The organism is Ralstonia mannitolilytica (assembly GCF_000954135.1).
Lineage (GTDB): Bacteria > Pseudomonadota > Gammaproteobacteria > Burkholderiales > Burkholderiaceae > Ralstonia > Ralstonia mannitolilytica.
Genome location: NZ_CP010799.1, coordinates 2,785,775 through 2,799,142, shown reverse-complemented (window position 1 = coordinate 2,799,142; position 13,368 = coordinate 2,785,775). Strand labels below are relative to the sequence as shown.

Annotated in this window: 10 protein-coding genes; 7 read left to right on the top strand and 3 right to left on the bottom strand. The window is 64.9% G+C overall.

Going from position 1 to position 13,368, the window contains the following annotated elements; all coding sequences use genetic code 11:
- The first annotated feature begins 45 nt into the window (after nt 1-45).
- Complete coding sequence (locus TK49_RS13205) at nt 46-1,554, top strand: SpoVR family protein (protein ID WP_045787107.1); 1,509 nt, start codon at nt 46-48, stop codon at nt 1,552-1,554.
- Nucleotides 1,555-1,584: 30 nt separating this feature from the next.
- Here the strand turns inward: TK49_RS13205 and TK49_RS13200 are convergent, their stop codons facing one another.
- From TK49_RS13200 to TK49_RS13190, 3 genes are all read right to left on the bottom strand, one after another.
- Nucleotides 1,585-1,863: a DUF1488 family protein gene (locus TK49_RS13200; RefSeq protein WP_045787106.1), complete on the bottom strand. Its 279-nt coding sequence runs from the start codon at nt 1,861-1,863 to the stop codon at nt 1,585-1,587.
- Between the two features lie 99 nt (nt 1,864-1,962).
- Nucleotides 1,963-2,418, bottom strand: a complete 456-nt coding sequence (gene rnhA / locus TK49_RS13195; RefSeq protein WP_045787105.1) for a ribonuclease HI — start codon at nt 2,416-2,418, stop codon at nt 1,963-1,965.
- A 43-nt stretch (nt 2,419-2,461) separates the two neighbouring features.
- On the bottom strand, nt 2,462-3,370 hold the full coding sequence (locus TK49_RS13190) for a class I SAM-dependent methyltransferase (protein ID WP_164491044.1): 909 nt from the start codon (nt 3,368-3,370) through the stop codon (nt 2,462-2,464).
- On the opposite strand from TK49_RS13190, the gene gloB reads away from it, so the two are divergent.
- From gloB to carB, 6 genes are all read left to right on the top strand, one after another.
- Nucleotides 3,369-4,208: a hydroxyacylglutathione hydrolase gene (gene gloB, locus TK49_RS13185; protein ID WP_045787103.1), complete on the top strand. Its 840-nt coding sequence runs from the start codon at nt 3,369-3,371 to the stop codon at nt 4,206-4,208. The two genes, TK49_RS13190 and gloB, sit on opposite strands and share 2 nt — an antisense overlap.
- 114 nt (nt 4,209-4,322) lie before the next feature.
- Nucleotides 4,323-5,870 carry a transglycosylase SLT domain-containing protein gene (locus TK49_RS13180; RefSeq protein WP_045787102.1) on the top strand — a complete coding sequence of 516 codons (1,548 nt, stop codon included), beginning with the start codon at nt 4,323-4,325 and terminating at the stop codon, nt 5,868-5,870.
- Nucleotides 5,871-6,013: 143 nt separating this feature from the next.
- Nucleotides 6,014-7,930 (top strand): propionate--CoA ligase, encoded by a 1,917-nt coding sequence (prpE, locus tag TK49_RS13175; protein ID WP_045787101.1) that lies wholly within the window; start codon nt 6,014-6,016, stop codon nt 7,928-7,930.
- A gap of 313 nt (nt 7,931-8,243) precedes the next feature.
- Nucleotides 8,244-9,380 (top strand): glutamine-hydrolyzing carbamoyl-phosphate synthase small subunit, encoded by a 1,137-nt coding sequence (gene carA, locus TK49_RS13170; protein WP_045787100.1) that lies wholly within the window; start codon nt 8,244-8,246, stop codon nt 9,378-9,380.
- Nucleotides 9,381-9,401: 21 nt separating this feature from the next.
- A complete protein-coding gene (gene leuE / locus TK49_RS13165; protein ID WP_004634267.1) occupies nt 9,402-10,076 on the top strand; it encodes a leucine efflux protein LeuE in 675 nt (224 codons plus the stop codon).
- Between the two features lie 16 nt (nt 10,077-10,092).
- Nucleotides 10,093-13,338 carry a carbamoyl-phosphate synthase large subunit gene (carB, locus tag TK49_RS13160; protein WP_045787099.1) on the top strand — a complete coding sequence of 1,082 codons (3,246 nt, stop codon included), beginning with the start codon at nt 10,093-10,095 and terminating at the stop codon, nt 13,336-13,338.
- Nucleotides 13,339-13,368: the final 30 nt, after the last annotated feature.

Below are 13,368 nucleotides of genomic sequence, written 5' to 3'. Positions count from 1 at the left end.
CCCCGGCAATCATGTCGCGTGTGTGATGGACCAACGGGAACGAGCATGGCCTATCTTTCTACGGGCTCGGAGTGGACCTTCGATCTGATCAGGCGCTACGACCAAAGCATCGCCCACATCGCAGCCGAGTTCGGGCTGGACACCTACCCGAACCAGATCGAGATCATCACCGCCGAGCAGATGCTGGACGCGTACGCGTCCTCCGGGCTGCCGCTGGGCTACAACCACTGGTCATACGGCAAGCACTTCCTCGCCTCCGAGCGCGGCTACCAGCGTGGGCTGATGGGCCTGGCCTACGAGATCGTCATCAACTCGAACCCCTGCATCGCCTACCTCATGGAGGAGAACACGATGCCGATGCAGGCGCTGACGATCGCGCATGCCTGCTATGGCCACAACTCGTTCTTCAAGGGCAACTACCTGTTCCGCACATGGACGAACGCGGACGCCATCGTGGACTACCTGCTCTTCGCCAAGAATTACGTGGCCGAATGCGAGCAGCGCTACGGCGAGCAAGAAGTCGAACTGCTGCTCGACTCCTGCCACGCATTGCAGAACTACGGCGTGGACCGCTACCGGCGGCCCAAGAAGCTGTCGATCAATGAAGAGCAGGCGCGCCAGGCCGAGCGCGAGAAGTACCTCGAGGCGCAGGTCAACGATCTGTGGCGCACCTTGCCGACGCATCGCTCGCACGCGCTCACGGCGGAAGACGAAACGCGCGAACCCGAGCCGCAGTTCCCGCCCGAGCCGGAAGAGAACCTGCTGTACTTCATCGAGAAGAACGCGCCCAAGTTGCAGCCGTGGCAGCGCGAGATCGTGCGGATCGTGCGGAAGATCGCGCAATACTTCTACCCGCAGCGCCAGACCAAGGTGATGAACGAGGGTTGGGCGACGTTCTGGCACTACACCATCCTGCACAAGCTCTACGACGAGAAGCTCGTCAACGATGCCTTCATGCTGGAACTGCTGCAGGCGCATACGAATGTGATCTACCAGCCGCCGTTCAACAGCCCGTACTACAACGGCCTGAACCCGTATACGCTCGGCTTTCTCATGTTCCAGGACATCCGTCGCATCTGCGAGACGCCCGACGACGAGGATTACCGCTGGGCGCCCGAGATCGCCGGCAGCGACTGGCGCGAGACGCTCGACTTCGCCATGCGCAACTTCAAGGACGAGAGCTTCCTGCTGCAGTTCCTCTCGCCACGGGTGATCCGCGAGCTGAAGCTCTTCTCCGTGCTCGACGACGACCGCGACGCCAAGTTGCGCGTGACCGCCATCCACGACGAGGACGGCTACCGCATGCTGCGCGAATTGCTCGCCAGCCAGTACGACCTGTCCAACATGGAGCCCAACATCCAGGTGACCCATGTCGACATCGGCGGAGACCGCTCGCTGACGCTGCGCCACCTGCAGAGCGGCCGCCGCCCGCTGGCCTCGAATTACGAAGAGATGCTCCGGCACGTCGTTCGCCTGTGGGGCTTCACGTGCCGGCTCGAGGTGGTCTACGAAGATGGGCGGCGCGAGATGAAATACGAATGCAAGCCGGATTGACTGTTCCGGCGCGGGCCGCCGCCCGGATAGCTACATGCCGAAACGGAAATGTCCGCTGCGCAGCACGATGTTGTGCGAGTCGGTCAATTTGAAAAGCGACCGCGCCATGTCTTCGATGGTGCCGCGGTGTGTTTCCATGGCCTGCAGCAGGTCTTCCTGGCGCCATGAACGGGCGCCGAAGTGCTCCTCGAGTGCTTCGGCCGTCACCGCATAGCAGGCGGGCGTGCCGTCGACACTGGCGGTGCAGGTGAGTGTGAGGTCCGCTGCGCAATAGCGCGGCGGGCTGGCGTGGAATTCGATGGATTTCATGGCCGGCCTCCATGAAAAAACGGCGATGCCCCGCGCGTCGCCTGCCTCCAGTGTATGGCGCAACGGGGCGAATGCAATGCCGTTATGCGTTGCCGCTTGCTAGGCCCCGGCCTGCGCCGCCTGCCGCGCCATTTCCACACCCTTGTTGGCCAGCGCATCGGCGCGCTCGTTGCCGGGGTGGCCGGCGTGGCCCTTGACCCAGTGCCAGCTCACGTCGTGTCCGACGATGAGTTGATCGAGCAGGCGCCACAGGTCGTCATTCTTCACGGGCTTCTTGTCGGCGGTTTTCCAGCCGCGCGCCTTCCAGCCGGGCAGCCATTCGCTGATGCCTTTCTGCACGTACTGCGAATCGGTGTACACCGTCACGCGGCACGGGCGCTTGAGCGCGCGGAAGGCCTCGATCACCGCCATCAGCTCCATGCGGTTGTTGGTGGTGAGCGCCTCGCCGCCGAAGAGTTCTTTTTCGTGATTGCCCGAGACCAGCACGGTACCCCAGCCGCCTAGGCCGGGATTGCCCTTGCATGCGCCATCGGAATAGACGGTGACTTCCTGCATGAAAACAATGGGTAAGGGATGAGAGGGCGGCTGCCCGGCGGCCTCAGGCGCCGGAGTTTCCGTCGCATGCCGCAGCCGGCGGCGTCTTCGTCGAATGCGAACCGGACGGCGTGGCGACGGGCGTCCCGGCGGGCACCAGCGCTGGCGACTTGCGGGCCTTCCATGCGGGCCCGACCAAGCGCATGCCGCGCACGCGCTTGACCGCCTGCAGCATGTACACCGCGCCGAAGATCGGCCACCAGCGGTCGCCGGCCTTTTCCATGAAGGCGGTGCGCTGCAGCCATTTGTCGGTGCGGTTGGGTGGACAGTAGCAGCCAAAACGGCCGCGCACGATATCAAATCCGAGCAGCTTGAGCCAGTCCTTCAGGCGTGTGAAGGCAATCATCTGGCTCTGCGCCGGCAGGAACGATTCGGTGCCCAGCCGCCGCATGCCTTGGCGCATGCCCCACAGGCTCAGCGGGTTGAATCCGGTGATGACGAGCCGGCCTTCGGGCATCAGCACGCGGGCGACTTCACGCAAGACCTCGTGCGGGTCGTCCGTGAATTCCAGCACGTGCGGCAGGGCCACCAGATCGATGCTCTGCGAGGCAAACGGCAACTCGTCATAGCGGCACACGACGCGCGGTGTGGCTTGGCGCGGGAGTACGGCGGGGTCGGCTTCGCCTTCTGCAGGGTTGTTCGGGGGCTCGGCGGGGTCGCCGTCCATCGGGTCCAGTGTCTCGATGGGCGCGTTCGGGTCGATGTCGTCCACCACGCGGGCGATCATCGGGATGCGGTTTTCCCGCAAGGCGCCAAAGCCGGGGTGGCCAAGCTGCAATGCATGAAAGCCGAACATGTCGGCCACGGTGCGATCGAACTGGGCCTGCTCCCAGCGCAGGACGTATTGCCCAGGCGGCGAAGCGAGCCAGTGGTGCCAATCTATAATGCGACGATCGTTAGAGGAGTCGGACATGGTCCAGGGTGGTGTGCCGCCTGTAGTCGCGCTTGAGGTCGAGGCGATCGCTGCGTTTACCGACAATTATATTTGGGCACTTCACGATGGCCGCGTGGCCGCTGTCGTCGATCCGGGCGATGCGCAGCCGGTATTGCGCTTCCTGCGCGAACGCGGGCTCGCGCTCGGTGCCATTGTAATCACACATCATCACGGCGATCATGTCGGCGGGGTCCGTGAACTGGTGGCGGCATACCCGCAGACGCCCGAGGGCACGCCGCTGCCCGTGATCGGCCCAGCGCGCGAATCGATTCCATGCTGCACTCAGCCCGTGCAAGAGGGCGACGTCGTCACGCTCGCGCAGCCAGCCGCGATATTCCGTGTGATTGACGTGCCCGGCCATACCAGCGGCCACGTCGCCTATGTCGGTCGCCTGCAGGGCGAGGGGGCTCCCGCCAGCCTGTTTTGCGGCGACACGCTGTTCGCCACGGGTTGCGGCAGGCTGTTCGAAGGGACACCCGCGCAGATGCGGTCGTCGCTCGCCAAGCTGGCGGCGCTGGAGCCCGACACACGCGTCTATTGCGCGCACGAATACACTGTCTCGAATGTGCGCTTTGCGCGCGCCGTCGAACCGGGCAACGCTGCGCTCGCTGCCTGGGAGGACAAAGTGGCCGCGCTGCGGGCCGAGGGCCGATCGACCGTGCCGACCACCGTCGGCCACGAGCGCGCGACCAACCCGTTCATGCGGTCGGATGAGCCCGATGTGACGCAGGCGGTGGCGCGCCATGCCGGCGTCGATGCCGACGATCCGGTGTCGGTCTTCGCCGCACTGCGCGAATGGAAGAACGGTTTCCGTTGAAAAGATGTGTCGGCGGGCGTGCCGAGGCCGAATGGCGGGTGAACGCGGGTTGACGCGGCGGGATGCCTTTCATACTATCGGGGGCAATTTTCAGGTCCAACCCCTCAGAACTTGATGCGATCCGTGCGACTTCTTGCGGCATCTGTGCTCAGTCTGCTTCTCGCGGCCTGTGCCACGGCCCCCGGGCCGAATGCCGACACAGCCGGCACAAGCGCTTTCACCTCCACCGGCCAGGCCGCTGCGCCGGTCGTCAATGTCGATCAGCAGCCCGTGGCGTCCCTGAAGGGGCCCGCCAAGGATCTCTGGGCGCGCATTCGCCAGGGCTTCTCCATGCCCGACCTGCAAAGCTCGGCCGTGGACGACCGTACCGACTGGTATGCACAGCGCCCCGACGCGTTCCGCCGCATGGTGGAGCGCTCGAGCCGCTACCTGTATCACATCGTTGAAGAGCTGGAGCGGCGCAACATGCCCACCGAACTGGCGCTGCTGCCGTTCGTGGAAAGTGCGTTCAATCCGCAGGCTGTTTCCACCGCCAAGGCGGCCGGGATGTGGCAGTTCATCCCGAGCACCGGCAAAACCTACAACCTCAAGCAGAACGTCTTCCAGGATGAGCGCCGCGACGTGCTCGCCTCGACGGACGCCGCCCTCGACTATCTCTCTAAGCTGCACGACCAGTTTGGCGACTGGCAGCTCGCCCTGGCAGCGTACAACTGGGGGGAGGGTTCCGTCGCGCGCGCGATCGCCCGCAACCAGGCGGCCGGCCTGTCGACGGATTACGTCAACCTCAACATGCCGGCCGAGACGCGCATGTATGTGCCGAAGCTCCAGGCGGTAAAGAACATCATCGCCAACCCCGAGCGTTACGGCATCACGCTGCCCGAGATTCCGAACCATCCGTATTTCGTGACCGTCACCACGTCGCGCGACATCGACGTGGCTCTGGCGGCCAAGCTGGCCAACCTGCCGATGGACGAATTCAAGGCGTTGAACCCTTCGTTCAACCGCCCGGTGATCCTGGGTGCGTCGAACCCGCAGATCCTGCTGCCGTACGACAACGCTGAAACGTTCCAGTACAACCTGAACACGTATCGTGGCGGCCTGTCGAGCTGGACCGCGGTGACGGTTGGCAACCGCGAGCGGGTGGAAGCGCTGGCGGCGCGGCTGAAGGTGGACCCGGATACCATCCGAGAGATCAACCGGATCCCGAAGGGCATGCGCCTGAAGGCCGGATCCACGGTGGTCGTGCCGCGCGCGGATGGTGCCAAGACGGATGCGCCGGACATCAGCCCGGAACTGGCCGAGAACGCGACGATGGCCGTGGAGCCCGACATGCCGGACCTGCGCCGCGTGGTCGTGCGTGCCGGTCGGCGCGATACGGTGACGGCGCTGTCGCGGCGCTACGGGGTGTCGGTGGCGCAGATCCGCGCGTGGAACCAGTTGCCGGGCGACGCCATTCCGCGTGGCCACAACGTGGTCCTCATGCTGCCGCAGGCGCGCGCCGGCGGACGCGCCACCTCGCAGGTGCGCGCGATCCGCGTGTCGACGAAGGCAGCGCATGCCACCGCGGCTGCGACACGCGCACCGACGGCGAAGGTGGCCGGCAAGCCGGTCGTCAAAGCCAAACCGGTGGCAAGCACATCGGCCAAGCGCAAGAAGCGCTGAGGCCAGCAAGATGAGACGGCGTCCTGCGGGGCGCCGTTTTGCTTTTGGCGCGGGTAAGACCCGCGTAAGTTGAGGGCTGCACAGTAGGCAGATCCCGCACATCCATATCGAGCCGTCGAACACGATGGCCAGGAGACAACGTCATGCCCATGTCCGCCGCATACCGCGCGCTGTATCAGCGCTCCATCGACGATCCTGCCGGCTTCTGGGACGAGCAGGCCCGGCGCATCGACTGGCAGACGCCGTATTCCGCTGTGCTCGATGATGCGCGCCTGCCGTTTGCGCGGTGGTTCGTGGGCGGGCGCACCAATCTCTGCCACAACGCGATCGACCGGCATCTGGTCACGCGGGGTGAGCAGCCGGGGCTGGTGTACGTTTCCACCGAAACGGGCATCGAGACGACCTACACGTACCGGCAGCTGCACCGCGAAGTGAACCGCATGGCGGCCACGCTGCAGGCGCTGGGCGTCAAGCGCGGTGACCGCGTGCTGATCTATCTGCCGATGATTCCGGAGGCCGCGTTCGCCATGCTGGCCTGCGCGCGCATCGGCGCGATCCACTCCGTGGTGTTCGGCGGCTTTGCGTCCAACAGCCTCGCCACGCGCATCGACGACGCCACACCGCGCGTCATCGTCAGCGCCGACGCGGGCTCGCGCGCGGGCAAGATCGTCGAATACAAGCCGCTGCTCGATGCCGCCATCGACATGGCTGCGCACAAGCCCGAGCGCGTGCTGCTCGTCGATCGCAAGCTCGCGCCGCTGCAGCGCCATGCGCGCGATGTGGATTACGCGTCCTTCAGTGGTCGCTACGCCGATGCCGAGGTGCCCTGCGAATGGATGGAATCAAGCGAGCCGTCGTACATCCTCTACACCTCGGGCACGACGGGCAAACCGAAGGGGGTGCAGCGCGACACCGGCGGTTACGCGGTGGCGCTGGCCGCATCGATTCCTCTGATCTTCGGGGCGCAGGCAGGCGACACGATGTTCACGGCGTCGGACGTCGGATGGGTCGTGGGGCACAGCTACATTGTGTATGCGCCGCTGCTCGCCGGCCTGACGACGGTCATGTACGAAGGCACGCCGATTCGCCCCGATGGCGCGATCTGGTGGCGTATCGTCGAGCAATACCGTGTGAATGTGATGTTCACGGCCCCGACGGCCATTCGCGTGCTCAAGAAGCAGGACCCGGCGCTGCTGCAGCGTCACGACGTGTCGAGCCTGCGCCGCCTGTTTCTGGCCGGCGAGCCGCTGGATGAGCCGACCGCCAGCTGGATCGGCCAGGCGCTGGACAAGCCCATCGTCGACAACTACTGGCAGACGGAAACCGGCTGGCCAATGCTGGCCATTGCGCAAGGGGTGGAGCCATCCACGCAGAAGCTGGGCTCGCCTGGCTTTCCGGTGTATGGCTACAAGCTCGATATCGTGGACGAGGCGACCGGGCAGCCATGCGCCCCCGGCGAGAAAGGGCTGCTGGCCGTGGCGGCGCCGTTGCCGCCGGGCTGCATGAGTACGGTCTGGGGCGACGATGCGCGGTTCCTGAAGACGTATTGGTCGGCCTTCCCCGGCCAGCACATCTATTCGAGCTTCGATTGGGGGGTGCGCGATGAGGACGGTTACGTCACGATCCTCGGCCGGACCGACGACGTGATCAACGTGGCCGGCCATCGCCTCGGCACGCGCGAGATCGAGGAGAGCCTGTCGTCGCATCCTGCGATTGCAGAAGTGGCGGTGGTGGGTGTGGCCGACCAGCTCAAGGGCCAGGTCGCGATGGCGTTTGCCATCGTGCGGGATGCCTCGCGTGTGGCCGAAGCGGCGGACCGCCTTGCGCTGGAGGGCGAACTGATGCGTACCGTCGAGGCGCAGCTTGGCGCCGTGGCCCGGCCGGCGCGCGTGTTCTTCGTGGGGGCGTTGCCGAAGACGCGTTCCGGCAAGCTTCTGCGCAGAGCCATGCAGGCCGTGGCCGAAGGCCGGGATCCGGGCGATCTGACGACCATCGAAGACCCGACGGCGCTGGCCCAGGTGCAGGCTGCCATGCAAAGCGCAGAGGGCGCGAAAAAGTGACGCTTCCGGCGGTTTTGGTGCGGCCGGGACGGGCCACCCGGGGGTCACGGTTCCGCGCCCGTCCACTGTTAAGTCCTTCCTTTTATTGAGTTTTTTGTGGCGTCAGGGTATACTTTTCAGGTTTGAGTTCAGAAACCCCTCACCCTAGCGCCTACCGCTTCCTACCTCCCGTCTAACCGCCCCGTCTGCCTTGCTTTCCGGTGAATTCGCCCCGGGTGCAGCGCGCAAACGGCCCGGATTCCGCGCAGCCGGAATTCCGCTTTGGCGCCAAGACGTTCAGGTCGGCACAGGGTGAATCCAGCAGGAGCTACCCGTGTTGCCGTCTTTCCCGCCCGCCATTCTCGCGCTTGCAGACGGCACGGTCTTTCGTGGCTATTCCATCGGTGCGGCCGGTCATACGATCGGCGAAGTGGTGTTCAACACCGCGATCACCGGCTACCAGGAAATCCTCACCGATCCGAGCTACTCGCGCCAGATCGTCACGCTCACGTACCCGCATATCGGGAACGTCGGTGTGAACCGTGAGGATGTCGAAGCCACGAAAGTCCATGCCGCCGGTCTCATCATCAAGGATCTGCCGATCCTGGCGTCGAACTTCCGCAAGGAGCACTCGCTCTCGCACTACCTCAAGGGTGAGAAGGTCGTCGCCATTGCCGGCATCGATACCCGCAAGCTGACCCGAACCCTGCGGGAGAAGGGCGCCCAGAACGGCTGCATTCTCGCGGGCGAAGACAACGTGCAGAAGGCCATCGACCTGGCGCGCTCGTTCCCGGGCCTGTCGGGTATGGATCTGGCGAAGGTCGTGTCCGTGACCGAACCGTACGAGTGGACCCAGACCGAATGGGCGCTGGGCCGCGGCTACGGCAAGCAGGAAGCCCCGAAGTACCACGTGGTCGCGTACGACTTCGGCGTCAAGTTCAACATCCTGCGCATGCTGGCCGAGCGTGGCTGCCGCGTGACGGTCGTGCCGGCGCAAACCAGCGCAGCCGACGTGCTGGCGCATAACCCGGATGGTGTCTTCCTCTCCAACGGCCCCGGCGATCCGGAACCGTGCAACTACGCCATCGCCGCTGCCAAGGAATTCCTGGAGCGCCGCCTGCCGACGTTCGGCATCTGCCTGGGTCACCAGATCATGGGCCTGGCTGTCGGTGCCAAGACGCTCAAGATGAAGACCGGCCACCACGGCGCGAACCACCCGGTCAAGGATCTGCAGGACGGCCGCGTGGTCATCACCTCGCAGAACCACGGTTTTGCAGTGGACCCCGAATCGCTGCCGGCCAACGCACGCGTGACGCACGTTTCGCTGTTTGACGGCACGCTGCAGGGCTTCGAACTGACGGATCGTCCGGCATTCTGCTTCCAGGGCCACCCGGAAGCGTCGCCCGGTCCGCACGACATCGGCTATCTGTTCGACCGCTTCACCGCGGCGATGGACGCAGCCAAGCAGTAAGGCAACGAGAGCGCATCCACAATGAACGCCTTCATGCTCGCGCACTTCGGCATCACCGAGTTCTGGACCTTCCTGCTCGGCACGATCTTCATCGTGCTGCTGCCGGGCCCGAACTCGATGTACGTGCTGTCGGTGGCGGCCCGCCGCGGTGTGCGCGCGGGCTACCAGGGCGCGTGCGGTGTGTTCCTGGGCGATGCCATCCTGATGGTGTTGTCGGCAGCGGGCGTGGCTTCGCTGTTGAAAGCGAGTCCGGCGCTGTTCTACGTCGTGAAGTACATCGGTGCGGCCTACCTGGCGTGGATCGGCCTGCAGATGCTGCGTGGCGCGGTGCGCAATTGGCGCGTGCGCAAGGCCGGCGAGTCCGTCGCACAAGACGCGGCGCCGGCTGACGAGTCGCACCCGTTCAAGAAGGCGCTGATCATCAGCCTGCTGAACCCGAAGGCGATCCTGTTCTTCATCTCGTTCTTCATCCAGTTCGTCGATCCGCACTACGCGCTGCCGGTGGTGTCGTTCGTCGTGCTGGGGCTGGTCTGCCAGATCTGCAGCTTCCTGTACCTGACCACCATCATCTTCGTGGGCGCGCGGCTGGCCGCGGCGTTCCGCGCGCGACGACGTTTGTCTGCCGGTATGAGCAGCGGCGTCGGCGCCATGTTTATCGGCTTTTCCGCCAAGCTGGCGACGGCCACACTGAATTAATCGAATCGAGCGGGTTATGCCAAAACGTACAGATATCAAAACCATCCTGATCATCGGCGCGGGTCCGATCATCATCGGCCAGGCGTGTGAATTCGATTACTCCGGCGCGCAGGCTTGCAAGGCGCTCCGTGAAGAAGGTTTCAAGGTGGTCCTGGTCAACAGCAACCCGGCCACGATCATGACCGACCCCAACACGGCCGACGTGACCTACATCGAGCCGATCACCTGGGAAGTCGTCGAGCGCATCATCGCCAAGGAGCGCCCGGACGCGATCCTGCCGACGATGGGCGGCCAGACCGCGCTGAACTGCGCGCTGGACCTGCATCGCCACGGCGTGCTGAAGAAGTACAACGTCGAGCTGATCGGCGCATCGCCCGAGGCTATCGACAAGGCCGAAGACCGCCAGAAGTTCAAGGACGCGATGACCAAGATCGGTCTCGGTTCGGCCAAGTCGGGCATCGCACATTCGATGGACGAAGCCGTGGCCGTGCAGTCGCAGATCGCCAAGGAAACCGGCACGAGCGGCTACCCGATCGTGATCCGGCCATCGTTCACGCTGGGCGGCACGGGCGGCGGCATCGCCTACAACCGCGAGGAATTCGAAGAGATCTGCAAACGGGGTCTCGACCTCTCGCCGACCAACGAGCTGCTGATCGAAGAATCGCTGCTCGGCTGGAAGGAATACGAGATGGAAGTCGTGCGCGACAAGGCCGACAACTGCATCATCGTCTGCTCGATCGAAAACCTCGACCCGATGGGCATCCACACCGGTGATTCCATCACCGTGGCCCCGGCGCAGACCCTGACCGACAAGGAATACCAGATCCTGCGTAATGCCTCGCTGGCCGTGCTGCGCGAGATCGGCGTCGATACCGGCGGCTCGAACGTGCAGTTCTCGATCAATCCGAAGGATGGCCGGATGATCGTGATCGAAATGAACCCGCGTGTGTCGCGTTCGTCGGCGCTGGCGTCGAAGGCCACCGGTTTCCCGATCGCCAAGGTCGCTGCCAAGCTGGCGGTGGGCTACACGCTGGACGAGCTGAAGAACGAGATCACCGGCGGCGTGACGCCCGCGTCGTTCGAGCCGTCGATCGACTACGTGGTCACCAAGGTGCCGCGCTTCGCGTTCGAGAAATTCCCGCAGGCCGACAGCCACCTGACCACGCAGATGAAGTCGGTCGGTGAAGTGATGGCCATGGGCCGTACGTTCCAGGAGTCGTTCCAGAAGGCGCTGCGCGGCCTGGAAGTCGGCGTGGACGGTCTGGATGAAAAGTCCACCGACCGCGACGAGATCATCGAAGAGATCGGCGAAGCCGGTCCGGACCGCATCTGGTATGTGGGCGACGCATTCCGCCTGGGCCTGTCGATCGACGAGGTCTACGCCGAGACGTCCATCGACCCGTGGTTCCTCGCGCAGATCGAAGACATCGTCAAGACCGAAGCGCTGGTGAAGGCCCGCACGCTCGACAGCCTGTCGGCTGCTGAACTGCGTCTGCTCAAGCAGAAGGGCTTCTCGGACCGTCGCCTGGCCAAGCTGATGAAGACGACGGCCAAGGCCGTGCGCGAAAAGCGGATCGCCGAGAAGGTGCGCCCGGTCTACAAGCGCGTGGATACCTGCGCCGCTGAATTCGCGACCAACACGGCCTACCTGTACTCGACGTACGAAGCCGAGCATGGCGAGTGCGAAGCCGAGCCAACCGGCAACAGGAAGATCATGGTCCTGGGCGGTGGCCCGAACCGCATCGGCCAAGGCATCGAGTTCGACTATTGCTGCGTGCACGCCGCGCTGGCGCTGCGCGAAGACGGGTACGAGACCATCATGGTCAACTGCAACCCGGAAACCGTCTCGACCGACTACGATACGTCCGACCGCCTGTACTTCGAGCCGGTGACGCTGGAAGACGTGCTCGAGATCGTCGACAAGGAAAAGCCGGTCGGCGTGATCGTGCAATACGGCGGCCAGACGCCGCTGAAGCTTGCGCTGGACCTGGAAGCCAACGGCGTGCCGATCATCGGTACGTCGCCGGACATGATCGACGCCGCCGAAGACCGTGAGCGCTTCCAGAAGCTGCTGCACGAACTCGGCCTGCGTCAGCCGCCCAACCGCACTGCGCGTGCCGAAGACGAAGCGCTCAAGCTGGCCGAGGAGATCGGCTACCCGCTGGTGGTGCGTCCGTCGTACGTGCTGGGCGGCCGTGCGATGGAGATCGTGCACGAGCCGCGCGACCTCGAGCGCTACATGCGCGAAGCCGTGAAGGTGTCGAACGACAGCCCCGTGCTGCTCGACCGCTTCCTGAACGACGCCATCGAATGCGACGTCGATTGCCTCTCCGATGGCAAGCGCGTGTTCATCGGCGGCGTGATGGAGCACATCGAGCAGGCCGGCGTGCACTCGGGCGACTCGGCTTGCTCGCTGCCGCCGTACTCGCTGTCGCAGGCGACCGTCGACGAACTGAAGCGCCAGACCGCCGCGATGGCGAAGGCGCTGAACGTCGTCGGCCTGATGAACGTCCAGTTTGCCATCCAGCAGAAGGGCGGCGAAGACATCGTCTACGTGCTGGAAGTGAACCCGCGTGCTTCGCGCACGGTGCCGTACGTTTCGAAGGCGACCGGTGTCCCTTTGGCCAAGGTTGCAGCTCGCTGCATGGCGGGGCAGTCGCTGGATTCGCAGGGCGTCGAGACGGAAGTCGTGCCGGCGTACTACAGCGTCAAGGAAGCGGTGTTCCCGTTCAACAAGTTCCCGGGCGTCGACCCGGTGCTCGGACCGGAAATGCGCTCCACCGGTGAGGTGATGGGCGTGGGCAAGACCTTCGGCGAGGCGCTCTTCAAGAGCCAGCTTGCCGCAGGTTCGCGCCTGCCCGAGAAGGGCACCGTGCTGATGACGGTCAAGGACAGCGACAAGCCGCAGGCCGTGGAAGTGGCCCGCGCGCTGCATACGCTGGGCTACCCGATCGTCGCGACGCGCGGTACGGCCTCGGCCATCGAAGCCGCGGGCATTCCCGTGCGCGTGGTGAACAAGGTCAAGGACGGCCGTCCGCACATCGTCGACATGATCAAGAACGGCGAGATCGCGCTCGTGTTCACGACCGTCGATGAGACGCGCACGGCGATTGCCGACTCGCGTTCGATCCGCCAGGCCGCCCTGGCCCAGCGCGTGACGTACTACACGACCATTGCCGGCGCCCGCGCTGCGGTGGAGGGCCTGAAGCACATGCAGAATCTAGACGTGTACGACCTCCAGGGCCTGCACGCCGCCCTGTAAGGCGTTCGTCAGAACCCGCGGCGCGGCATC